The sequence below is a fragment of the Dactylosporangium vinaceum genome, from assembly GCF_019904175.1.
Classification (GTDB): Bacteria; Actinomycetota; Actinomycetes; order Mycobacteriales; family Micromonosporaceae; genus Dactylosporangium; species Dactylosporangium vinaceum.
In genome coordinates, this window is record NZ_CP061913.1 from 6,113,740 (window position 1) to 6,137,078 (window position 23,339).

Annotated in this window: 16 protein-coding genes; 8 read left to right on the top strand and 8 right to left on the bottom strand. The window is 74.7% G+C overall.

Translation table 11 applies throughout. The features are described 5' to 3' along the window. The 5 genes from Dvina_RS27490 (at nt 1) to Dvina_RS27510 (ending at nt 8,770) form a co-directional block, all read left to right on the top strand. Entirely contained in the window at nt 1–1,347 is a 1,347-nt protein-coding gene (locus tag Dvina_RS27490; RefSeq protein WP_223092227.1) for an MFS transporter, read from the top strand. A gap of 56 nt (nt 1,348–1,403) precedes the next feature. Beyond that, nucleotides 1,404–4,331: an AfsR/SARP family transcriptional regulator gene (locus Dvina_RS27495; RefSeq protein ID WP_223092228.1), complete on the top strand. Its 2,928-nt coding sequence runs from the start codon at nt 1,404–1,406 to the stop codon at nt 4,329–4,331. A gap of 60 nt (nt 4,332–4,391) precedes the next feature. Next, nucleotides 4,392–5,069, top strand: a complete 678-nt coding sequence (locus Dvina_RS27500; protein WP_246656596.1) for a thymidine kinase — start codon at nt 4,392–4,394, stop codon at nt 5,067–5,069. 55 nt (nt 5,070–5,124) lie between these two features. Then, nucleotides 5,125–8,076, top strand: coding sequence for a hypothetical protein (locus tag Dvina_RS27505; protein WP_223092229.1), 2,952 nt, complete (start codon nt 5,125–5,127; stop codon nt 8,074–8,076). Between the two features lie 67 nt (nt 8,077–8,143). Further along, entirely contained in the window at nt 8,144–8,770 is a 627-nt protein-coding gene (locus Dvina_RS27510; protein WP_223092230.1) for a hypothetical protein, read from the top strand. On the opposite strand, the gene Dvina_RS27515 is transcribed toward Dvina_RS27510, so the two are convergent. Beyond that, entirely contained in the window at nt 8,736–9,719 is a 984-nt protein-coding gene (locus Dvina_RS27515; protein ID WP_223092231.1) for an endonuclease/exonuclease/phosphatase family protein, read from the bottom strand. The two genes, Dvina_RS27510 and Dvina_RS27515, sit on opposite strands and share 35 nt — an antisense overlap. After that, complete coding sequence (locus Dvina_RS27520; protein WP_223092232.1) at nt 9,716–10,900, bottom strand: winged helix DNA-binding domain-containing protein; 1,185 nt, start codon at nt 10,898–10,900, stop codon at nt 9,716–9,718. The genes Dvina_RS27515 and Dvina_RS27520 overlap by 4 nt, the downstream gene beginning before the upstream one ends. 23 nt (nt 10,901–10,923) lie before the next feature. Here Dvina_RS27520 and Dvina_RS27525 point away from each other — a divergent pair, with 23 nt between their 5' ends. Further along, the gene (locus Dvina_RS27525) at nt 10,924–12,600 is read left to right on the top strand and encodes an acyl-CoA dehydrogenase family protein (RefSeq protein ID WP_223092233.1); all 1,677 of its coding nucleotides are present in this window, start codon (nt 10,924–10,926) and stop codon (nt 12,598–12,600) included. A 15-nt stretch (nt 12,601–12,615) separates the two neighbouring features. Here Dvina_RS27525 and Dvina_RS27530 read toward each other — a convergent pair whose 3' ends face one another. From Dvina_RS27530 to Dvina_RS27550, 5 genes are all read right to left on the bottom strand, one after another. Next, nucleotides 12,616–13,584: a tyrosine-type recombinase/integrase gene (locus tag Dvina_RS27530; RefSeq protein WP_223092234.1), complete on the bottom strand. Its 969-nt coding sequence runs from the start codon at nt 13,582–13,584 to the stop codon at nt 12,616–12,618. Next, complete coding sequence (locus Dvina_RS27535; protein WP_223092235.1) at nt 13,585–14,220, bottom strand: class I SAM-dependent methyltransferase; 636 nt, start codon at nt 14,218–14,220, stop codon at nt 13,585–13,587. Between the two features lie 463 nt (nt 14,221–14,683). After that, the gene (locus Dvina_RS27540; RefSeq protein ID WP_223092236.1) at nt 14,684–17,002 is read right to left on the bottom strand and encodes a HelD family protein; all 2,319 of its coding nucleotides are present in this window, start codon (nt 17,000–17,002) and stop codon (nt 14,684–14,686) included. Between the two features lie 97 nt (nt 17,003–17,099). Further along, entirely contained in the window at nt 17,100–18,065 is a 966-nt protein-coding gene (locus tag Dvina_RS27545; protein ID WP_223092237.1) for a nucleoside hydrolase, read from the bottom strand. A 240-nt stretch (nt 18,066–18,305) separates the two neighbouring features. Then, on the bottom strand, nt 18,306–20,234 hold the full coding sequence (locus Dvina_RS27550) for an Hsp70 family protein (RefSeq protein ID WP_223092238.1): 1,929 nt from the start codon (nt 20,232–20,234) through the stop codon (nt 18,306–18,308). Between the two features lie 153 nt (nt 20,235–20,387). Between Dvina_RS27550 and Dvina_RS27555 the strand changes: the two genes are divergently transcribed. Further along, on the top strand, nt 20,388–20,852 hold the full coding sequence (locus tag Dvina_RS27555) for a MarR family winged helix-turn-helix transcriptional regulator (RefSeq protein ID WP_223092239.1): 465 nt from the start codon (nt 20,388–20,390) through the stop codon (nt 20,850–20,852). 77 nt (nt 20,853–20,929) lie between these two features. On the opposite strand, the gene Dvina_RS27560 is transcribed toward Dvina_RS27555, so the two are convergent. Further along, nucleotides 20,930–21,436 (bottom strand): mycothiol transferase, encoded by a 507-nt coding sequence (locus Dvina_RS27560; RefSeq protein WP_223092240.1) that lies wholly within the window; start codon nt 21,434–21,436, stop codon nt 20,930–20,932. A 53-nt stretch (nt 21,437–21,489) separates the two neighbouring features. Here Dvina_RS27560 and Dvina_RS27565 point away from each other — a divergent pair, with 53 nt between their 5' ends. After that, a complete protein-coding gene (locus tag Dvina_RS27565; RefSeq protein ID WP_223092241.1) occupies nt 21,490–23,217 on the top strand; it encodes an MFS transporter in 1,728 nt (575 codons plus the stop codon). The last annotated feature ends 122 nt before the right edge of the window (nt 23,218–23,339 follow it).

The window sequence follows — 23,339 nt, forward strand, 5'->3', positions numbered from 1 at the left end:
GTGGAGGAGCTCAGCTCACGCCGGGAACGCACCGGCTGGTACTTCTACGACTGGGCCAACTCCGCGTTCCAGACGACAGTCGTCACCGTCTTCCTCGGGCCGTACCTGACGGCGATCGCCAAGACGGCGGCCGGCTGCGACGGCGACACCTGCCCCGACGGCGCCGCGATCCACCCGCTCGGCCTCGCCATCGCCCCCGGGTCGCTGTTTCCCTACACGGTGTCGCTGTCGGTGTTCCTCACCGTGTTCGTGCTGCCCGTCGTCGGCGCGATCGCCGACCGGTCACCGCGCAAGAAGCAGCTCCTGGCGCTGTTCGCCTACATCGGCGCCGCGGCCACGGTCGGAATGCTGTTCCTCACCGGCGAGCGGTACCTGCTCGGCGCCGGGCTGTTCCTGCTGGCGAACATCGCATTCGGCGCGTCGGTGGTCGTGTACAACTCGTTCCTGCCGCAGATCGCCGACGAGCAGGACCGGGACCGCGTCTCGAGCTTCGGGTGGGCGTGGGGGTACCTCGGCGGCGGCACCCTGCTGCTGATCAACGTGGCGGCCGTGCTCATGAAGGACAGCCTCGGGATGAGCACCGGGGAGGTCGCCCGCTACAGCATCGTGTCGGCCGGCCTGTGGTGGGCCGGGTTCACCACCATCCCGCTGCTCGCGCTGCACAACCGGCCGGTCCTCGCGGGGGAACACCGCGGCAACCCGCTGCTCGACGGCTTCAAGCAGCTGTGGACCACCCTCAAGGGCATGCGGGCGGTCCCGCTGACCCTGTTCTTCCTCATCGCGTACCTGATCTACAACGACGGCATCCAGACCGTCATCTCCCTCGCCAGCGTCTACGGCACCGAGGAGCTGAAACTCTCCGACGACGTGCTCGTCCCGACGATCCTCATGGTGCAGTTCCTGGCGTTCGCCGGCGCCCTGCTGCTGGGCCGGCTGGCCAGGGTCATCGGCGCGTGGAAGACGATCCTGCTCAGCCTGGTGCTGTGGACCGTCGTCATCCTCGTCGCGTTCGTCCTGCCCGAGCGGCAGGCGGTGCCGTTCGTGATCCTCGGCGGCGGGATCGGGCTCGTCCTCGGCGGCAGCCAGGCCCTGTCCCGGTCGCTGTTCTCGCAGCTGATCCCGAAGGGCAAGGAAGGCGAGTACTTCGGGCTCTACGAGATCTCCGACAAGGGCACCAGCTGGCTCGGGCCGCTCGCGTTCGGGCTCGCCTACGACCTCACGAACAGTTACCGGGTCGCGATCATCGCGCTCATCGTGTTCTTCGTCGTCGGGTTCATCGCCCTGGCGCTGGTCCCGATCCGGCGGGCCATCGAGCAGGCCGGCAACACGCCCCCGGCCAAGCTCTGACGGTTCGCCGACTGGTGGGTGTCGTCTACGTGACACCCTGCGTTACTGTTCGGGTCGTGCGTTACCGGCTGCTCGGTCCGCTGGAGGTCGACGTCGCCGGCCGGCGGCTGGAGATCTCGGCGACCCGCGACCGGGTCCTGCTGGTGATGCTGCTCCTGCAGCCCAACCGGGTCGTCACCCTGCCCCGGCTCGTCGACGCCGTCTGGGGCGACGCCGCCCCCGCCACCGCCCGGGCCCAGCTGCACACCTGCGTGTCGCGGCTGCGCCGGCAGCTGCCCGGCGCGATCCAGACCGACACCGCCGGCTACCGGGCCGCCGTCGAACCCGACGAGCTCGACACCCTCGTCTTCGCCCAGCTCGTCGCCGACGGGCGGGCCGCGATGGCGGCCGGGGAGCTGCACACCGCCCGCAAGCACCTCCGCGACGCCCTCGACCTGTGGCGCGGCCCCGCGCTCGCCGGGGTCGACAGCCCCTCCGTGCAGGCCGCCGCGGTCGCCCTCGAAGAGCGCCACAACAGCGCCCTGGAGGACTGCATCGACGTGGAGCTGCAGCTGGGCCTGCAGGCCGAGCTCATCAGCCAGCTCACCGGCCTGGCCGAGCAGCACCCGCTGCGCGAACGCCTCCACGGCCAGCTCATGACCGCCCTGGCCCGGGTCGGGCGGACCGCCGACGCGATCGCCGTCTACCTGCGCCTCACCGAGACCCTCGACGAGCAGCTCGGCCTCGCCCCGAGCGCCGCCCTGCAGGAGCTGTACCGCAATCTGCTGCAGCCGCCTGCGGTGCTGGGCTCGGCCGCCCCCGCCCCCGCACCGCGGGCCCTGCCGATCCCGACCCCGTGGACACTGCCCCGCGACGTCGCCGACTTCGCCGGCCGCGAGGAGCTCGTCACCCGCCTCGTCAGGGCCGCCCAGCCCGGCCGCGACGGCGTGCCCGTCGTGCTCACCGTCGACGGGATGGCCGGCGTCGGCAAGACGAGCCTCGCCGTCCACGTCGCCCACCTCGTCGCCGACCGGTACCCCGACGGGCGGCTCTTCGTCGACCTGCGCGCCCACGGCGAACGCCCGCCCCTGGCCCCCCACGACGCCGTCGGTCTGCTCCTGCGCCACCTGGGCGTCGACCCGGAGCGCATCCCGGCCGACCCCGACGAGCGCGTCGCCCGCTGGCGCAGCGAGCTCGCCGCCCGCCGCCTGCTCGTCGTGCTCGACAACGCCGCCGACCCGGCCCAGGTCACCCCGCTGCTGCCGGGCGCGTCGGCCAGCCTCGTGCTCATCACCAGCCGCCGCCGTCTCGGCGGCCTCGACGGCGCCCACAGCATCTCCCTCGACGTCCTCGACGACGGCGACGCCGTCCGGTTCGTCACCACCGTCGTCGGCGCCCGCGCCGAGGCCGACCCGCGGGCCGTCGCCGACGTCGTGCGGCTCTGCGGCGGCCTGCCCCTGGCGCTGCGCCTGTCCGCGGCCCGCCTCGCCCACCGGCCCGGCTGGAGCGTCGCCGACCTCGCCGACCGGCTCCGCCAGGCCAACCCCGCCCCGATCGACCTCACCGTCGACGGCCGGTCCCCGCACGCCGCGTTCGAACTGTCCTACCGCGCCCTGGACGAGCCCGCCCGGCGGCTGTTCCGGCTGACCGGGCTGCACCCGTCCGGGGAGTTCGCGGTCCGGGTCGCCGCCGCCCTGGCCGACCTGCCGATCCGCGACGCCGACGAGCTCCTCGGCCGGCTCGTCGACGCGCACCTGCTCATCGAGCCCGTCGCCGGCCGGTTCCGGCTGCACGACCTGCTGCGCGAATACGCCGCGCAGCTCGCCACGGCCGACCCCGAGGCCGACGCCGCGACCACCCGGATGCTCGACTTCTACCTGCAGGCCGCGGCGGCCGCGACCCGCCCGTGGGAGAACGGCCGGCACCGCGGCGCCATCGACGCCGGCGAGGACCTGCCGTGGGTGCCGCGGTTCACGGACCTGGCCGGCACCCGGCGCTGGCTCGACGCCGAGATCGGCAACGTCATCGCCGTCACCGCCCTCGCCGACCGCCTCGGCCGGCACCGGCACACGTGCCTGCTGCCGCGGGCGGTGTGGGGGTACCTCTTCCGCAACTCCATGAACGACATCTCCACCGACCTGCACCGCCGCGCCCTGACCGCCGCCGAGGCCCTCGCCGACGACGACCTCATCGCGATGACCCACAACTACCTGGCCTCCGCCTACGCGCGGGCCGGCAACCAGGACGACGCCGCCCGCCACCTGCACGCCATCACCGAGCACCCCGTCTGGGGCGCCCGCGCCCGCTCCAACCTGGCCGCCGTCTACCTCTACGCCGGCCGCCTCACCGAGGCCCTCGACCTGCTCGAACAGTCGCTGCAGGCGATCTACCCGGCCGAGGTCATGGTCTACGGCGGCCAGTGGCCATGCCTCACCACGATCCTGCGCCTGCTCGGCCGCACCGACGAGGCCGTCGCCTCGGCCCGCCACGCCCTGGCCGTCGGCCGCTCCAACGGCACCCAGCTCGCCATCAACGGCGCCATCGAACTGGCCGTCATCCGCGAGTCCCAGGGCCGCCACCGCCAGGCCGAGCTGCTGCTGCGCTGGATCGTCGGGCAGACCGCTCCCGAGGCCGGCATGGCCCTGATCTGCGAGACCCGCAGCTACCTGGGCGTCACCCTGGTCGCCATGGGCCGCACCGGCGAGGGCCTGGCCCTGCTCGAACTCGCCGCCCGCGACTCCGAACACCTCGACCCCCACATCGCCTGCCTGGCCGCCAGCAACTACGGCGCCGGCCTGCGCACCGTCGGCCGCCGCGACGAGGCGAAGGCCGAATACGCCCGCGCCCTGGAACGCGCCATGCGCGCCGGCTACCGCTACGAACAGGCCCGCGCCTACCACGGCCTGGGCCTGTGCACCGACGACCCGCGCCTGTCGCGCCAGCGCCTGCAGACCGCCGCCGACCTGTACAAGGCGATGGGCGTCACGGAACGCGTCCTCGATTAGCGCCTTGGATTAGGCTGCGTCGTCGTGACGGGAACCGACGATGACGACCCACTGGCCTGCGTGGCCGCCGGCGACAGCCGCCTGCGGCGGGGCGGGCGGTTGAAGTTCTTCTACGGGCCGATGGACTGCGGCAAGTCCACCCTCGCGCTGCAGATGGACTACAACCACGCCCGGCAGGGCCGCCACGGGCTGGTGCTGACGACGATCGACCGGGCCGGGCCGGGGCGGCTGTCGACGCGGATCGGGCTCGGCAAGGAGGCCGTCGACGTGGCCGGGCTGGACCTGCGGGCGCTCGTGCGGGAGCGGTGGGCGCGCGGGCTGCGGGTCGACTACCTCATCTGCGACGAGGCCAGCTTCTACACCGTCGAGCAGATCGAGCAGCTGGCCGACCTCGTCGACACGTCGGACGTCGACGTGTACGCGTTCGGGCTGGCCACCGATTTCCGGACCGCCCTGTTCCCGGCCGCGCAGCGGCTGTTCGAGCTCGCCGACGAGGTCACCAAGGTGCAGGTCGAGGTCCTGTGCTGGTGCGGGCGGGCCGGGCTGCTCAACGCCCGGGTCGTCGACGGGGTCATCGCCCGCGAAGGCGACCAGGTCGTGATCGGCGACACCACCGCCGACGGGGCCGAGGAGCCGCAGCCGGCCGACGTGCACTACCAGGTGCTGTGCCGGCGGCACCACCGCACCGGCGACCTGGGCCCGGCCGCCCGCGCGGAGGGCCAGCTGCGCCTGGTCTGACGTCACCGGGCGGTGCGGGCCGGGCATCGGCGGCGGTCGCCGTAAGGTACTCGGTGTGGGTGGGCAGGACGCGGTCCGGGGGTTCGAGTACCAGTTCCTGCGCACGCTCGAATACGCCTTCGCGGCGCTCGACGGCGAACCGGCCGGCGCGACGGGTGTCTACGTCGAGAGTCCGCCGGCGCCGGCCGGGGGTGCGGTCGATGCCGAGGCCGTCGACTTCGCCGTCTACCGTGACACGCAGTGCCTGCTGGCCGCGCAGGTCAAGAGCACGCCCCTGTCGGCTCCGGCGGCGCTGGCGATCCTGCTGCGGCTCATCACCGGCGACGCCGGGCGATATGTGCTGCTGACCAACCGGGCCGGCCTCGGGGAGCTCGACGGGCTCGCCGAGACCCTGGCCGGCCCGCCGGGTGACGAGGACGCCTTCCGGGCTGCGGTCACGCACTTCGCCCGCCGGTCCCGGGGCGTCCGGGAGCAGCTCGACGGGCTCGACGACGACACCTGGGCGCGTCTGCGGCGGTGTGGTGTCGGGGTGGACACTCGCAGTACCCCCGACATCAGGCGGGCTTTGAGGGAGACGACCCGCCGCCTTCGACGCCGCGTTGCGGCCACCCCTGGGTGGGACGCCGCGGGGCTCGTCCTGGGCCACCTGCTGTGGGACGTGCTGTCGACGGCGGCCGCGCCCGGTCAGCCGCTGATCGCCCTCGACACCATCCGGGACGCGCTCGCCGTCGACAACGCCACCCTGGCCGCCGCGGTCGCCGGGCGGGGCTGGACGGTGACGGTGAACGTGCCGCCGCGGCGGACCGACGTGGCCCGGCCGGAGCTGGTCGAGGCGATCGCCGCTGTGCTGCCGGTGCCGAATCCGGCGCCGCAGGTGCCGGTGTGCGTGCTGCACGGGCTGTCCGGCGTCGGGAAGACGAGCCTGGCCGCGGCGTGGGCCGATGACCGCGGCGACGACTATCGGGTGGTGTTCTGGGTCGACGCCTCGTCGGCCGGGTCGATGGAGTCCTCGTTCCTGGCCGTCGATGCCTGGCTTGCCGCGAACGCCGCACCGGCGCCCGCGGAGGCGGAGGTGCGCGACCGGGTGCTGACCGGGCTGAGCCGGTTGCGGGAACCGTGGCTTTTGGTCTTCGACAACGCGGCCGATGCCCGGGCCGTCAAGGCGTGGCTGCCGCGGACCGGCACGGGTCACGCCCTGGTGACGACGACCGATCCGTCGTCGTGGCACGGCGCCTACATGACGGCGCTTGCGGTCCCGGTGATGACCGGCGGGCAGGCCCATGATCTCCTCGGGCGCCGGCTTGGGACCGGCGACCCGCGGATCGGCGCTCTGGCCGAGCGGCTGGGGCGGTGGCCGCTCGCGCTGGAGCTGGCGTCGGCGTATCTGCTGGACACACACGCTGGTGACCTTGACGCAGCCGGCTACGAGCACCTGGTGCTGCGGGCCCTCGACGACCCCGACTCGGTCCCCCCGGGCTATCCGCGGACCCTCGTCGGCGCCGTGCTGCTGGCCGTGCGGCGCATGGAGCAGCGCGCCGGCGCACATCGGGCGGCGAAGGTCGCGCGGCTGACCCTGCGGTTCGCCGCGCTCCTGCGGCCCCGGCAGATCCCGCTGCACCTGCTGATGGCCTGCGTGTTCGGCGACATCGAGGCGGACCTCCGTGGTGAGCAGCCGGCGCCGGCGGTCTACCGGCACCCGGACCCACCGATCGGCGAGATCCTTCGCGAGCTGCGCCGCGGCTCACTGATCGCCGTCGACGAGCCGGTCTTCGGCGCGGGCCGGACGCCGACGGCACTCGACTTCTCGATCTCCATGAACGAGGTCGTCCAAGACGTGATCCGATGGGACGTCACCCGGGAGGGAGGCATCGAGACCGCTGTCACCCAGGCCGGATACTTCGCGCAGGTGTGGCTGCGCGAACTGCTCGACGCCGACCGGGACGACCTGGCCCTGCTGCTTGCCGGTCACTGTTGCCGACTCGCCGACACCGCGATCGAGCACGGCATCGCCAACCTCGCGACAGCGCTGCTGTGGGGGAACACGGCCGCCGCACTCACGCGGGTCGAGGGCTTCCACCTTGCGGCCACCTATCTTCGGGCCGAGCTCGCGTTCCTCGACACCCAGCAGCCCGCCGATCCGGCCCTCGAGCTGGATACGTGTGTCCAGCTCGCCGCCGTGCTGGCCCGCGCCGCCGACCGGCCGGCCGACGCCGCCGACCCGGTGTGCGACCTGATCGAGCGGGCCCTCACCCGGTACGAGGACGTCACCGCCCGCGACCCGGTCCGATCGGCCGGCGCCGCCTTCACCGCGTCCGTCGTCGTGCGCGGGCTGGCGCACGACCTGCCGCAGCACCCGCGGCTCCAGCACATGGCCGCGCGGCTCGGGCAGCTGCTGCGCGCCGCGCCCCGGCCGGTCGGTGCCCAGGCCAGGGCGGTCGAGGTCGACCGGGTGAACGAGCTGCTACGCGACGGCGCTGACGGGGCGGCGCTGCTGCGGATCGACGAACTGCTCGCCACGGCCGGGTACGGCTTCTATCGCGCGACCCTGATGCGGCTGCGGGCCGAAGCCCAGGTCCAGCTGCGCGACTGGACCGGCGCGTCGGACAGCGTGCGGGCGGTCCGCGAGTCCGTCGAGTCCGGGGCAGCCCACTACGTGGAGGTCGACGGGCTTGTCACGAACCTCGCCCATGCATACTTCATGCAGGTCCCGGGCCCGCGGGAGGCGACCCGGCTGCTGTCGGAGGTCGTGTCGGTGGCCGACGTGTACGAGTCGCTCGGCAACACCTTCCGGCCGGGCGACCGCGACCGGGTCGAGCTCTGCCGGGCTTACCTGGCCGCCGAAGGGCTGGACATCGACTCCGCGGTCCGGCATCTTGCCGCCGTGGACCGGCGGGAGCTGTCGATGGTCGAAGCGGCGCGGCCGGCGGGCGCGCCGGCCGTCCATTGGCTGATGACGCGCTGGGCCGCCACGCTGCCACCCGAGTGGCGAGGCGGCGGCGATGACTAAGCGGCACAAGCCGCCGAACCGGCGGCCGGTGCCTCCGCGGCAGGCGTCCGAGCCCAGGCCCCACCCGATGCCGGCGATCTCCGAAGCGCAGCGGTCGATGTGGCTGTCCGAGCGGATGCCGCCCGAGGCCAGGCCGTTCTATCTCGCGTTCGGCGCCTACCGGGCCGTCGTGGCCGGTCAGGAGTTCCGATCGTCGTCGACGGCCTGCTACGAGCTGGGGCGGGCACTGGCGCTGCTGGGGTACGAGACGGCCACGGTTCGGGCCGGCGTGCGCATCCTCGGCGGTGACAACCTGCGCCCGATCGTGGCACTCGACGACAGCGCTGACCATATGATCCTGCGCGTCCACGCGTTGAGCCGGTTCGCCGACCCGGCGGTCTTCGTGCACCCGGCGGTCCGGCGCCGCGTCCGGCTGCCCGCGGACGACACGCTCGGGCCGGTCTTCCCGGCGGAGCCCGCCGCGAAGGGGCGCGTCCTGCACAGCGTCGTCCGGCCACCGCACGTCCTGCAGTACGACATCGGCCCCGGCGCCGCAGTCCCGGGCCCGGCCCTCCCGGCGGCCGAGCGCGCGCAGGCGGAACGCAATGCGCTGCTCACCGCCACCGGGACGCTGACGCAGGCCCTCGCGCTGTGGCACACCAACCCCGGGCGTGTCGAGTTCAGTCCGGTGCTGCGGGACTATCTCCAGGGGTGATCGGTCCCGCCGGGGGCAGGACGAGCTCGGCGACGACGACGTTGTGGTCGCTCTCGCCCGGGTGGCGGGTGGCGAACTCGCGCACGCCGATGCGGCGGTCGGCCAGGACGTGGTCGAGGGTGACCGGCGGGGTCCAGAACGGGAGGGTCTCGGTGCGGCACGGCCAGGTCGGGACGAGGCCGCGGCCGCGTTCGGCGGCGGCGTCGCGGTAGCCGGCGCGCAGCAGCTCGCGGAGGACCCGGTGGTCGAGGGTGGCGTTGAAGTCGCCGAGCAGGATGCGGGGCGGGCCGTGCGGGTCGGGGACGGCCTGGGCGCGGATGTTCTGGTGCCAGGCGGCGACGTGGCCCGGGCGGGGCGGGTACGGGTGGGCGGACTCGACCAGGATCTCCCCGGCGCCGGGGACGAGCACGGTGGCGCCTGTCTGCTTGAGCGGGATCGGGGTGTGGGTGCGGATCACCGGGCCGGTGATCGGGTGGCGGCTGAACAGTCCGGACCCGCCGCCGCCCGGGGCGGTCGCGAGCACCCGATAGGGCAGCAGCGCGTCGATGCCGGCCGCGTCGAGCGCCGCCAGGCCCTCGTCGGTCAGCTCCTGCACGGCGAGGACGTCGACGTCGTCGACCTTCAGCTGGTCGACGAACGCCTGGGTGGCGCCGCGGCCGTAGAGCAGGTTCGCGCACATCACCCGCAGCCGCACCCCGTCGCCCGGGGCCGGCCGCGGGATCAGGCGCGGCACCACCACGCCGCCGAGGACGAGCCCGCAGCCGAGCAGCACCAGCCCGGGGCCGGGGGCGGTGAACGCGGCGGCCGCGCCGGCCAGCACGGACAGGAGCGCCGCGTACGGCGTGTAGGTGACGAACTGCACCAGCGGCGTGCCCCGCTCCAGGCCCAGCACCCGGATCACGGTGAACACCGCCACCGGCGCGGCCAGGGTCCAGGCAACCACCGTCATGCCACGACCGTACCGGCCCGGTCCGACAGTGCCCGCTCCAGCGGGGCCCGGAACCTCGGTGTCACCCGGACACCGTCCAGCCACTGCGTGAGCTCGTCCGCCGCCCGGGCGACCGCGCGGGCGACGCTCGGCGCCACCGGCTCCAGGAACTCGGTGACGACCCGGCCGGCCGGTCCCTGCGCCCACCCGCCGACGATGCGCCCGTGCGCCCAGATCGTCGGGCCGGCGTTGCCGGTGCGGTCGAACAGGGACTTCGTGTGCTGCCCGAGGTACCAATGCCGGCTCTGAAAACCCATGACCGTCGGGTCGAGGCTCGGCAGGAGCGCCACCCACGGCCCGGGGTCGTCGACCGGTCCGGTGTCGTCGGGCAGCACCCAGCCCGTGTCGCCGCCGTCGAGGGTCACCTCGACCGCCTCGAGTGCGCGCAGCGCCGCGCGCGTATGGGTGAGCGTCCACCCTGTCCACCAGCGCAGGTCGGCGGTGGTGCCGGGGCCGAACCGCGACAGCCACGCCCGCGCCAGCTCGGTGCGCGCCACCGCCGGGTCGAGGTCCTCCAGCGGCTCGGACCGCCAGTCGTCGAGGCACGACCAGGCGTACTGGCTGCTGACCCACGTGCCGAGGGGGCGCCCGCGCACGATGCGCCCGTCCGCGGCCAGCAGGAACAGCACCCGGCTCGTCACGTACTGGCTGCCCTGCGGGAACACCATCAGCGTGCGCAGCCGGGGCTCGTCCGCGGCGAGCTGGGCGGCGGTCGCCGAACCGCGCCGGCGCAGCGCCGCGTACACCGACTCCGACACGTCCTGCAGCCAGGCCGCGTCGCCGGCGCCGGTCTCGGTCAGGTGCCTGACGAGCAGGCGGCGCTGCTCGGCCGCGACCGCGCGGGCGGCGCCGGCCTGCACGACCGCGGCGAACCCGGACGGCACGACGAACATCGTGCGGCGCATCCCGAGCATCCGCGTCAGGGTCCGCCGCTCGTACAGCGCCGACTCGACGGCCGCGATCGACGGGCGGTGCAGCCGGGCCGCGACCGACAGGTGCACGGTGGCCGGGTCGGTGGCGTGGAGCGCGACGAGCTCCGCGGCGACCTCCTCGGCGGTCTTGCGCGGGTGTACCGCCCCGGCGAGGCCCTGCCGCAGCGCCAGCCGGGCCCGCCGCTGCGCGGTGTCGACGTGCGCGCTCACCGCACCAAAGTAGCCTTGCCCGCATGACGCGATTCGTGCAGCCGGGGCCGGCGCTACGCGACCCGTACACCGCCGACCCGCAGCTGCGCGGCTGGCTCGACCGGCTCCTCGGCGAGGACGGCCACGCCGCCGCCGGGCAGCGCCTGTCGGACCTGGCCGCCGAGGTCCTCGGCCCGCTGCGCGAGGCCCACCACGACGCCGAGACCCACCCGCCGACGCTCACCCGGTTCGACGCGTGGGGGCAGCGCATCGAGCGGGTCGACACCTCCGCCGGCTGGCAGGCGCAGCGGGCCGCGGCCGCCCGGCACGCCGTCGTCGCCCTGCCGTACCTCCCCGACGCCCGCGACACCTGGGGCCCCGGCGCCCGCGTCGTGCAGCACGCCCTGCTGCACCTGTGGGGCCCGGAGTCGGCCACGTTCTCCTGCCCGGTCGCGATGGCCGACGGCGCCGCCGCGCTCCTCGCCCGGACCGGGGCGCAGGGCGAGTGGCTGGCCCGGCTGACCGCCACCGACCCGGCCGTCGCGGTGACGTCGGGGCAGTGGATGACCGAGTCGCAGGGCGGCTCCGACATCGCCCGCTCCACCACGACAGCCGCCCCGGACGGGTCCGGCGGCTGGGTGCTGACCGGCGACAAGTGGTTCTGCTCGGCGATCGACTCCGCGATGGCCGTCGCGCTCGCCCGGCCCGAGGGCGCCGCCGCGGGCAGCCGCACCCTGGTGCCGTTCCTGGTGCCGCGCTACGCCGCCGACGGCCGGGCACCCGCGCCCGGCCTGCAGGTGCTGCGGCTCAAGGACAAGCTGGGCACGCGGGCGGTACCGACGGGCGAGGTGCGCCTCGACGGCGTCCCCGCGTTCCCGCTCACCGACCCGGCCGAGCCGGGCCTGGCCGCAATGATGACCCTCGTCGTGGTCACCCGCCTGCACAACGCGGCCGCGGCCGCCGGGGGCATGCGCCGCGGCCTCGAGTACGCCCTCGCCTACGCCGCCGAACGCACCGTCGCCGGCGGTCTGCTGGCCGACAACCCGCTGCACCGGGCCACCCTCGGCGGGCTGGCGGTCGACGCGGCCGGCGCGTTTGCCCTGGCCGCCCACGGGTTCGCGCTGCTGGGCCGGGCCGAGCACGGCGACCGGGACGCCGCCGCGGAGCTGCGCCTGGCCGCGCCCCTGGCGAAGCTGACGACGGGCCGGCTCGCTGTCGCGTCGGCAAGCGAATACCTGGAGTGCTTCGGCGGCGCCGGGTACGTCGAGGACACCGGCATCCCCCGCCTGCTGCGCGACGCGCAGGTCCTGCCCATCTGGGAGGGCACCACCAACGTCCTGTCCGTCGACGTCCTGCGCGCCCTCGCGACCGGCGACGGCGCGCGGCCGGTGCTCAACCGGCTCACCGCGGCCACCGACGCCGCCACGCACCGGCTGCCCGGCGTGGCCGAGGCCCTCGCCGCCGCGGCCGGGCGGCTCGCCGCGGACCTGGCCACGGCGGCCGCGGACCCGCGCAACCCGCGGGTCGTGGCCGGGGCGCGGGAGCTGGCGCTGCGGCTCGGGCACGCGCTGACGGCGGCGCTGCTGCTCGAACACGCGGCGTGGGCCGCGGAGCGCGGTGAGGAGCGGCCGGCGCTGCTGGCGTCGCTGTGGATCCTGCGGCGGCTGGGCAACGCCGACATCTCCGCCGACCTGCACGCGGGGTTCGACCAGCTGGTGTGAGCGGGGCGCGGTGCCCTACGCGCGGCTGCGGCGAGCCCGGGCCGCGGCCAGCGTGTACGCGGGGTCGCGGTCCAGGTTGTGGCGGTCGCGGTCGTAGCGGCGCGTCGTGCGCGGGTCGGCGTGGCCCATCGCGTCCTGCACGTCCTCCAGGGGTACACCCTCGTCGCGGGCGGCCGTCGCGAACGCGTGGCGCAGCGAGTGCGGGCTCAGCCGCTCCCACTCGGGGACGCCCGCGGCCCGGGCCAGGCGGCGGACCAGCCGGAACACGGCGTGCCGGTCGACCCGGCCCCCGGTGGCGGTCGCGAACAGCGGCCCGGGGGCGTCGCCGCGCAGCGGCAGGTAGTCGTGCAGCGCCCGCAGGACGCCCGGGGTCAGCGCGCGGCGGCGGGGCTTGCCGCCCTTGCCGGTGAACCGGACGGTCTGGTGGCCGCGCTCCGTGCCGAGGTCCTCGACGTCGAGGGCGACGACCTCCCCGACCCGCAGGCCGAGGTCGGCGAGCAGGACGAGGATCGCGCGGTCGCGGGCGCCGGTCGGGCCGCCGAGCCGCTCGGCCGCGGCGAGCATGGCGTCGACCTCGGCGGCGGCCAGCCCGACGGTGGCCGACACGTCCCGGTCGACGCGGGGCCGGTCCGCGCCGCCGACCGGGTTCGCGGGCAGGGCCTCGAGCCGGACCAGGAACGCGTACCAGCTCGACAGCGCCGACAGTTTCCGGGCCACGCTGGCCGGGGCGAGGACCTTGCCGGTGCGGGCGTCGACAGTCGCCTCCAGATCCCGGGCGTAGGCGTTGACGTGCAGGAACGACGCGTGCAGCGGGTCGAGGTCGCGGCGGGCGCACCACTGGAGGTACTGGTGGACGTCGCGGCGGTAGGCGGCCCGGCTGTTCGCGGACAGGCGCCGGTTGGCCAGCCAGGCCTCGGTGAAGTCGGCGGAGCCGTCGGCGACGGCGGGCAGGGCGGGCGGCGGGAGGCGTTCGGGGGAAGCCATCTACGGGTTGACCGACCACACGGTCGTGCGCTTCACGGGGGTGTCTTCAAGCGTCTGCGGTACCGGTACGTCGTACTCGGCGAGCAGCGTCAGATGCTCCCGGGGCAGGTACGCCCGGCCCGGGTCGCCGACGAGGACCGTCGCACCGGCGCGGGCGGCCCGGCGCAGGTAGTCGAGCATCCGGCGGGTCATCTCGCGGCTGTAGAAGATGTCGCCGGCCAGGATGACCTCGGCGTCCGGCTCCTGCTCCAGCACGTCGGCCAGCAGCGGCGTGACGGCGACGCCGTTTGCCTCGGCGTTGACGGCGATCGCGGCCACCGCGAGCTCGTCGATCTCCACCGCGGTGACCCGGGCCGCGCCGGCCTTCATGGTCGCGATCGCCACCAGCCCGGACCCGGCCGCGAGATCCAGCACGGTCCGGCCGCTGATCAGATGCGGATTGTCGAGGGTGTACCGGGCCAGCGCCTGCCCGCCCGCCCAGGCGAACGCCCAGAACGGCGGCGGCATCGCGGTGCCCTGATCCGTTTCGGTCCGCTCCCACAGCTCGATGGCCTCGTCGGCGAGCCGCAGCCGGACCTCGGGGGTGAGGGGTACCGGTCGGAGGTGGGTGTTGTCGAGCACGAATTGCACCGTCATCGCGGCGGAGGGTATCAAGGCCGGTTGTCACCCGTGCGTGCGACGCCCCGCAGGCGGTTGCTTCGGTACCGTCGCCGCATGGACGGAAGTGCCGTTTTCGTCTGGATCATCCTCGGCCTCGCGGTCGCGGTACTGATCATCATCGCGCTCTACGTCGACTCCTGGCGCCGCCATGACGACGCGTAGCTGACCTGCACTTTCGTGAGTTGTCCACAGGCCCGGATCGGGGCTTCCGCGGCGGTGGGCGGGCGTGGTGTCGTTGACGCATGACACCGCCGCCCGCCCATCCGCGCACCGCCGCCGCGAACACTTTCGGACGCCGCCGCGCCGGGCGCGGTGACGGCCGCCCTCCGGGCCGGTCCCTGCGATGGTGACCGCCGCAGCGGTTGCTACAGTCACCCTCGGTTCGGTGAGCGTGCTGGAGTCCGACCCATCACGCTCCCGGCTGAACCCCTGCCAGGCCTCAGATGCCGACGACCGCGAGCAGCGATTCCGGCAGCGATCCGGGGTGCAGGATGCCGAGGCGCTGGGTCGCCCGGGTCAGCGCCACGTAGAGGTCGTTGGCGCCGCGCGGGGACTCCTCGACGATCCGCTCCGGGTCGACCACGATGACGCCGTCGAACTCCAGACCCTTGGCCTGCTTGACGGTCAGCACCGCGACCCGGGCGGTGAGGTCCGGCTCCTCGCCGATCGCCGCGTCGGGCGCCGCCTTGCGCACGTGCGGGACCAGGTCCTCGAAGGTGCCGCCGGGCAGGATCACGCCGAGCCGGCCCGCCCCGGCCGCCTCCGCCTCCTGCTCCACCGCCTCCGCGAGCGCGTCGCCGAGCTTCACCGGCGCCACACCGCGCACCCACGGGTCCACGCCCGCCTCCCGCACCGACCGGGGCGGCTGGAGGCCGGGGTCGATCCCGGCGAGGACACCGGCGGCGACCGCCATGATCTCCGCGGGCGTGCGGTAGTTGACGGTCAGCTCGCGCAGCCGCCACCGGGCCCCGACGTAGGGTTCGAGGGCGTCGCCCCACGCGGACGCGCCGCCGAGGTCACCGGTCTGGGCGACGTCGCCGACGACGGTCATGGAGCGGCTCGGGCAGCGGCGCATCAGCAGCCGCCACGCCATCGCCGAGAGCTCCTGGGCCTCGTCGACGATCACGTGGCCGAAGGCCCACTTGCGGTCGGCCGCGGCCCGCTCGGCCGGGGTCAGGGCCTCGCCCTCGTCCTGCCGCTCGGCCAGCCGGTCGGCCTCGAGCAGGTCGGTGACCGACAGCAGCTCCGGGTCGTCCTCGTCCTCGACGTCGATCGACCGCGACCCGAACGCGATCTCCAGGGCGCCCTCGGCGTAGGCGACCTGCTGGCGGCGGCGGCGCTCGGCCAGGATCTCCAGGACCGTCTCGTCCTCGCCGAGCAGCTCCGCGGCCTCGTCGAGCAGCGGCACGTCGGCCGGGGTCCAGCCCTCCCGCGGAGCCCGCTTCAGCCGCGGGTCGGCGCCGGCCGCGGCGAGGCGCTTGTCGGAGGCGAAGAGCCCGGCGAGCAGCTGCTGCGGGGTGAGGATCGGCCACAGCCAGTCGAGCGCGGCCAGGACCTCGGCCTCGCCGCGCAGCTCGCGGCGGATCTCGGCCAGGTCGGCCTCGTCGAGCAGCTGCGGGTCGCCGGGGGCGTCGCCGCCGCCGAGCGGGTCGTCGGCGTAGGGGTCCAGGCCGATGGTGTCGGCGATCAGCAGCGACAGGGCGTGGATGATCTCGGTGTCGAACGTCGGCCGGGCCAGGTTGTGCAGCTTCCCGGTGCGGCGGGCCCGGTCGCGGGCGTCCTCGATGACTGACGGGTCGAGGACGACCTCGGCGCCGTCGAGCAGGTCGAGGCGCAGCTTCAACGGCTCGTCCGGCACCCGCTGGCGGTCCCGGACCGCGGCGGCGAGCACGTCGGCCATCACGGCCCGGCCCTTGATCTCGGCGATCTCGGCCGGCTCCTCCCGGTGCGCGACGACACCCGGGAACAGGTCTCCCATGGTGCCGAGCAGCACGCCGGTCTCGGCCAGCGACGGCAGGACCTGGGAGATGTACCGCAGGAACGTCGCGTTGGGCCCGACGATGAGCACGACCCGGGAGGAGAGCATCTGCCGGTGCGTGTACAGCAGGTAGGCGGCCCGGTGCAGCGCCACCGCCGTCTTGCCGGTGCCGGGGCCGCCCTGCACGACCATGACCCCGTTGAGGTCGGCCCGGATGACGTGGTCCTGCTCGGCCTGGATGGTCTCGACGATGTCGCGCATCCGGCCGGTCCGCGAGGCGTTCAGCGCCGAGAGCAGCGCCGCCTCGCCGGTCACGCCGTCGTGGGCGCCGCGGCCGGTCTCGTGGGCCTCGTTCAGGTCGAGGATCTCGTCGTCGAGGCCGGTCACGGTCCGCCGCTCGGTGCGGATGTGCCGGCGCCGGCGTACCCCGTCGGGCGCGGCCGCGGTCGCCAGGTAGAACGGCCGGCTGGCCGGGGCCCGCCAGTCGATCAGCAGCGGCTCGTAGTCGTTCTCCTCGTCGAAGATCCCGATCCGGCCGATGTAGCGGACCTCGCCCCCGCCGGCGGTGAGGTCGAGCCGGCCGAAGCACAGCCCGTTCTCCACGGCGCTGTACTGCGCGATCCGGTCCGTGTACAGGGCGGCCTGCGAGTCGCGGTGGGACCGGTCGGCCGGGGTGCCGCCACCTTCCCGCAGCGTCCTGGACAGGTGGCCCGAAGCCTCCTCCCGCAGGCTGTCCAGGTGCTCATAGAGCGTGTCGAGGTGCCCCTGTTCCTCGACCATGTCGGCTGTGTCGGATGGGTTTGACAATCCGCTCTCCAGTCGGCTAACATCGCAACAGTCAGACGCCTTTTGGCGTCTTTTTTGTTGCCCGAACGCTCTACGATACTACGTCCCGCTCGAGTCCCCGGGTCTCCTCGGCTCGAACGCCGGCGCCGGCCTCGGCGGTCGCCCGGCTCGGCGGGGCTGCTCGACCGGGCCGCTCGGCGAGCAGCGTTGCGACGAACCGCTCGTGGTCGTACCCCACGATGATCCGCGTGCCCGAGCCCGGCCGCGGTCGCGCGCCCCACTCGCCGCGCTCCCGGTAGATCTCGACCTCGGCCCACTCGCCGATGCCGGGGTCGAGCGCGCAGCAGGCGGCCAGCGGATCGTGGAACAGCTTCCCGCCCGGGTGCTCGCGCAGATAGTCGCCCATCAGCCGGCGGATCGCGGTCAGGCTCGCCGCGCCCGCCCGGCCGAACCGGGCGTGCAGCGCCTCGTCGTAGGCGACGCCGTGGCAGACGTTCTTCGACACGAACCAGCGTTCCCGGATGGCCGGGCTGGCCAGCGCGGCGAAGACCGCCTTCGGTGCGCCGTTGAGGTTGAAGCTCGGGCAGGTGGTGCGGCCCTTGAACTTCTCCAGCTGCCGTGCCCGCGGCACGACCCCGTCCCCGGCGAAGCCGCCCTGCACGACCAGCCGGCCGAGCCGGAACCGGTCGTCGTGCAGGGCCTGGCCGAGGTTCTTCAGCGGCCCGCCGCAGATGAGGGTGGTGTCGTCGGTGCAGCGCTCGGCGAGCAGCCGCGCGGCGGGTTCGGCGTCGCGGTTGGGCCCGATCGGGCCGAGGGCCTGGTAGTGCCACGGCGACACGGCGTCCCTGGGGTGGTCGAGGTTGCCGGCACCGACCCGGACGTCGTCGCGGCCGAGGAGGCGCAGGCCATGGCGCACGACGCCGATCTGGGCCGCGGTCCCGGGGGTGACGGTGACGGCGCGCAGGTCCACGGCGGGGTGCCCGGCGAGCAGGAGCAGGGTGATGAAGTCGTCGGGGTCGCCGGTCTCCATGTCCCACACGACGGCCTGCCTGTCCATGGTGTGTTGCTTTACGCGAGACCGGCGGCTCAACGCAACGCGGTTACGGCCGGGCGCTGTCCGCACCGCAGGCGGCCGGGGCGCCGCGGCCCCCGGTTTCGCCGCGGCGCTCACGGGCCGCGCCGGCGAGTGGGTGGGCCGGCCCGTGACGGCTGCGCTCGGTTCGTTGCGGCGCGCGCGGCCCGGCGCGCGCCGGCGGGTGGGGCCGGCGAGTGGGTGGGCCGGACCGTGGCGGCTGCGCTACGGGATGGCGGCGGCCAGGCGCAGGGTGGTGGCGGCGGCTCCGGCCAGCAGGAGCAGGGCGGCGGTGCGGGGTAGCCAGCGGTGGGCGCCGGGTTCGCGGGCGGCGACGTACCGGCCGAGGGCGGCCCCGGCCCCGACGAACGCGACGGCGGCCGGGCCGCCGGCCAGGACGACGCCAATGGTGATCGCGGCGGAGTGGTCGTGGCCGTGGGCCGCGCCGAAGCCGGTCAGGGCGAGGACGAGACCGGCGGCGTCCGCCCGGCCGAACACCGCGGCACTCCCCTGCGCCCGCCACAGCGCCGCGCCGGCCGCCGCGACGGCGACGACCGCGCCGAGCACCCACAGCAGCGGCGTGGTGCCCCAGCGGTGCGCGACCGCGGCGGCGCCCGTGTATGCGGCGAGGCAGCCGGCGAGGAGGGACACGACGTGGATCGCGGCCCGCCACTGGGTCCGGCTCCCGGGGAGGCCGAAGAGGTAGGCGAGCCACAGGGCGTAGCCGGGGTAGAGCAGCGCGTCACCGAGCCAGAAGTGCCACTCGGGCATCGTCGTGCGCCCCAGACCGGTCATCGCGACGAGTCCGGCGACGAGCAGTACCCCCACCGCCAGCGACCAGGCGCCCCGACCGGCCGGCTTCGGCTCCTCGTCGGTCTGGGCCGCCGCCGGCTCGGCCGGCGTCTCGGCCGGCTCCTGCCGCGGTGCGGGCACCCGGCTGCGGGCGCTGGGCGCGGCCGGGGCGGTCTGGTGGGCGATGATCGCGATTGTGTCCTCCGACACCGTGTCGGCGCCGGGCACCGCGGCCCGCTCCCGGATCTCGGCGCGGGGACGCACGATGCGGGGCGGCGCGTCGAACGCGGCGACGCTGCCCTGGGCGACAGCCAGCTCCGGCTGCTCCATGACCGTCGGCGCCGTGCCGGTGACGCGGTGCAGGGCGGTGGCGACGAGCGGGATGCGGCTGGAGCCGCCGACGAGGAACAGGCCGGTCAGGCGGCCGGCCGGGACGGACGCGGCGATCACGGAGCGGGTCAGTGCGACGGTGCGCGCGACGACCGGGGCGGCGAGGCGCTCGACCTGCTCGCGGCCCAGCGGGGCGTCCTGGTCGAGGATCGGCAGGTGGACGTACGTGGAGGCGGAGCGGGACAGGATCTCCTTCGCGGTGCGCACGTCCTCCCACAGGTTGCGCCGGGCCCGCCGGTCGCCGGTGGACTCGGGGTGCTCCAGGCGGCGCACCGCCTCGGGGTGGGTCGTGGAGTAGACGGCGCCGAGGTAGGCCACGATCGCGGCGTCCACGTCGAGGCCGCCCGCGTCGGCGAGCCCGTCACTGGCGGCGACGTCCCAGCCGCGTTCGGTGCGGCGCACGACCGACGCGTCGAACGTGCCGGCGCCGAAGTCGTAGACCACCACACAGTCACCGGGGGACAGCGCCGCGCCGGTGTCCTGCGCGAAGTACGACGCCGCCGCGACCGGCTCCGGCACCAGCTGCGCCGGGGCCGCGGGGCCGGCGAGCTCGGCCAGGCGGGCCGCTTCGACGAGGACCGCGCGGCGGCGGGCCGCCCACGCCGCCGGGTAGGTCAGCGCGACGCCGGCCGGTGGTGCTCCCATGGTCCGCACGGCCTCGGCCCGGACCTGGACGAGCGCCGCGGCGATGAGGCGGGGCACCGGAAACTCGGCGTCACCGAGCAGCACCGTGCCGTCGTCGATGCGCCGCTTCGGGTGCGGCTCGAACCGCTCCGGCCGGACCCGGGCGGCGTGGATCGCCTCCCGGCCGACGAGCAGCTCCTGGCCGTCGGGGCCGACGCACACCGACGACGGCAGCTGCGGGAACCCGTCGAACAGCAGGGGACGGGTGCGGCCGCCGGGCTCGTGGATCACCGCGGCGGTGTTCGACGTGCCGTAGTCGACGCCGAGGCAGTACCCGCCAGTGATCATGCGCGCACCCTACGATGACGGCGCCGCCGCGGTCATCGACCGGAAGAGGTACCCGGCCCGGCACAACTACACCGAGTGACTCCGGCCGCGAAACGTCTTGCCCGGGAAACGCATGCCCGGGGCGTTCGGCGACGGGAATCTATGCTGGGTGGCATGGCCGCACCGCTGACGCCTGACCTGTCGTTCCTGCTCGACCACACCAGTCACGTGCTGCGCACCCAGATGACGGCGGCGCTGGCGGAGATCGGCCTCACCCCGCGGATGCACTGTGTGCTCGCGCACGCGCTGGGCGAGGAGCGCACGCAGATCCAGCTCGCCGAGATCGGCGGCATGGACAAGACCACGATGGTGGTGACCGTCGACGCGCTGGAGAAGGCCGGGTACGCCCAGCGCCGCCTGTCCAGCACCGACCGCCGGGCCCGGATCATCGCGGTCACGCCGTCGGGCGCGGAGATGGCCGCGCGCAGCCAGGAGATCGCCGACGGGGTGCACGCCGCGGTCCTCGATGCGCTGCCCGAGGACGAGCGCGCGGTCCTGGTCCGGGCGCTGACCCGCCTGGCCCAGGGCCACCTGGCCACGCCGGCCGAGGCCCCGGGCGTCCGCCGCGCCCGTCAGTGACGCGCAAGACCCGGTCGGTGACGCCACCGGCCGGTCAGTGCCACGCACCAGCCGGTCGGTGACACCCGCCGGCCGGCTCACTCGCCGGGCGGGCCGCCCTCGAGCTCGGCGACGATGTCGATGTGCCCGACGTGGCGGGCGTACTCCTGGACGAGGTGGAACAGCACCCGCTCCAGCGTCGGCGGCTCGGCACCGTCCCAGCGCGGCCCCGGCGCACCCACGGCGTCGAGCGCGTGCCGGCCCACCACCGCGCGGGTGATCGCGCCCTGCGCCAGCAGGTCGGCGCTGAGCGCGTCGCGGCTCTCGTCGGGCGCCACGAACCACCCGTCCTCGCCGCGGTCGCCCCACGGCTCGGCGACGGCGCGGCCCTCGAACCCCCACTCGAGCCACCGCAGCTCGACGTAGCGCAGGTGTTTGAGCAGCCCCAGCGGCGTCCAGCCGGACGGCAGCACCGAGCGCCCGGCGGCGGGCTCGGGCAGGCCCGCGACCCGCTCGAGCAGCGTCGCGCGGAAGTAGTCCAGGTAGCGCACGAACACCTCACCGCGGTCGGCGGCCGGCGTCGTCGGCTCGGGAAACGCAGGCAAGTTAATCCCCTCCGGGATAGTCCCGTAGTAGACGATCTGCTACGGTCGGGCTTATGCGACAGAACCGATGGCTCGCCCTCGCCGTACTCGCGACAGGCATGCTCATGGTGATCCTCGACGGCAGCATCGTCACCGTGGCGATGCCTGTCATGCAGCGTGACCTCGGGTTCAGCCCGGAGGGCCTCACGTGGGTGGTCAATGCCTACCTGATTGCGTTCGGCAGCTTCCTGCTGCTCGCCGGGCGCCTCGGTGACCTGCTCGGACGCAAGCGGGTCCTGATCGCCGGCACCGCGGTGTTCGTGGCCGCGTCGGTGCTCGCCGGTGTGGCGACCGGCCCGGCAGTGCTGCTCGTGGCCCGCTTCCTGCAGGGCGTCGGCGGTGCCATGTTCAGCGCCGTCAGCCTCGGCATGCTCGTCACGCTGTTCCCGCAGCAGGGCGAGCGGGCCCGCGCGATAGGCGTGTTCTCCTTCACCGGCGCGGCCGGAGCGTCGATCGGCCAGGTCCTCGGCGGCGTCCTGACCGACGCCCTCAGCTGGCACTGGATCTTCCTCATCAACGTCCCGATCGGCGTGGCCACCCTCGCCCTCGCCGTGCCCTGCCTGCCCTCCGACAGGGGCCTGGGTCTGCGCGCCGGCGCCGACGTGCTCGGTGCGCTGTTCGTGACCGCCGGCCTCATGACCGGGATCTACGCCGTCGTGCAGACGAGCGGCAGCCGTCTGCTGACTGCCGGCGCCTCGGTGGTACTGCTGGCCGCCTTCATCGTGCGCCAGATGCTCGCCAGGACTCCGCTGATGCCGCTGCGGGTGCTGCGTTCGCGCCAGGTCGCGGGGGCCAACGTGCTACAGGTGCTGCTGATCGGCGCGATGTTCTCCTTCCAGATCCTCGTCGCCCTCTACATGCAGCGAGTCCTGCACTACTCCGCGCTGCAGACCGGCCTCGCCATGCTCCCGGCCGCCCTGGCGATCGCGGCGGTGTCACTCGGCGTGTCCGCCCGGCTCATCCACCGCTTCGGTGAGCGCACCATCCTGATCACCGGCCTGGTGCTGCTCACCGCCGCCCTGGGCTGGCTGACCCGGCTGCCGTCCGACGCCCGCTACACGACCGACCTGCTGCCCGTGATGCTCCTCATCGCCGGCGGCGGCCTGGTGCTGCCCGCGATCACCGGCCTCGGCATGTCCGGCGCCCGCCCCGACGACGCGGGCCTGGCCTCGGGCCTGTTCAACACCACCCAGCAGCTGGGCATGGCGCTGGGTGTGGCCGCCCTGTCGACGGTGGCCGCCGCCCGCACCGAAGCCCACCTGCGCGCGGGCGCCTCGTCGGCGGTGGCCCTGACGGACGGCTACCGGCTCGCCTTCACCATCGGCGCGGCCCTGCTGGCCGCCTCCATCGTGGGCGCCGCATTGCTGCTGCGGCCAATTCCCGCGGCGGCGCTCCCGGTCACCTTCGCGAGCCCTCGCGCGAGCAGTCCGCGGGCCACGTCCCCGGCGACCACGACCCCATCCGGCGACCCCATCGCCGCCGCGCAGTCCGCTTCCCGCTCCGGTGCCGCCGGCAGCTCCCTCGCCGGCGCCTGCGCGGGCACCGAGCACTCGCCGGCCGAACTCCCGCAAGCCGAACTCCCGCCGACCGGGCGGCCGACGTGCGAAGCCGGCTCATCGCACTCGGCCGCACCGGCTTCGGCGCGGCTGGCCGGCGCGCCGAAGGGCCCGGAGCGGGCGGAGGCGATCGGTCGGGGCGGCGAGCCGGTGATCTGCTCGGCGTCGGGCCACGGCGCCGGCTGAGCCCGGTTTACCGGATTGCGATTACTGGTAATCCATTGCCGATAATTCGTTCGTCCGAAACTTCCGCGGGCCCGGCGGCCGGCGGTGGCCCGGCGCTGGTGCTGGTGCTGGACGGCGATGCA

Excerpts from the sequence above, each read along its gene's own strand:
- Dvina_RS27535 (WP_223092235.1), bottom strand. The coding sequence starts at position 14,220 with ATGACGGTGCAATTCGTGCTCGACAACACCCACCTCCGACCGGTACCC.
- Dvina_RS27540 (WP_223092236.1), bottom strand. The coding sequence starts at position 17,002 with ATGGTCGAGGAACAGGGGCACCTCGACACGCTCTATGAGCACCTGGAC.
- Dvina_RS27550 (WP_223092238.1), bottom strand. The coding sequence starts at position 20,234 with ATGATCACTGGCGGGTACTGCCTCGGCGTCGACTACGGCACGTCGAAC.
- Dvina_RS27525 (WP_223092233.1), top strand. The coding sequence starts at position 10,924 with ATGACGCGATTCGTGCAGCCGGGGCCGGCGCTACGCGACCCGTACACC.
- Dvina_RS27555 (WP_223092239.1), top strand. The coding sequence starts at position 20,388 with ATGGCCGCACCGCTGACGCCTGACCTGTCGTTCCTGCTCGACCACACC.
- Dvina_RS27530 (WP_223092234.1), bottom strand. The coding sequence starts at position 13,584 with ATGGCTTCCCCCGAACGCCTCCCGCCGCCCGCCCTGCCCGCCGTCGCC.
- Dvina_RS27515 (WP_223092231.1), bottom strand. The coding sequence starts at position 9,719 with ATGACGGTGGTTGCCTGGACCCTGGCCGCGCCGGTGGCGGTGTTCACC.
- Dvina_RS27565 (WP_223092241.1), top strand. The coding sequence starts at position 21,490 with ATGCGACAGAACCGATGGCTCGCCCTCGCCGTACTCGCGACAGGCATG.
- Dvina_RS27545 (WP_223092237.1), bottom strand. The coding sequence starts at position 18,065 with ATGGACAGGCAGGCCGTCGTGTGGGACATGGAGACCGGCGACCCCGAC.
- Dvina_RS27510 (WP_223092230.1), top strand. The coding sequence starts at position 8,144 with ATGCCGGCGATCTCCGAAGCGCAGCGGTCGATGTGGCTGTCCGAGCGG.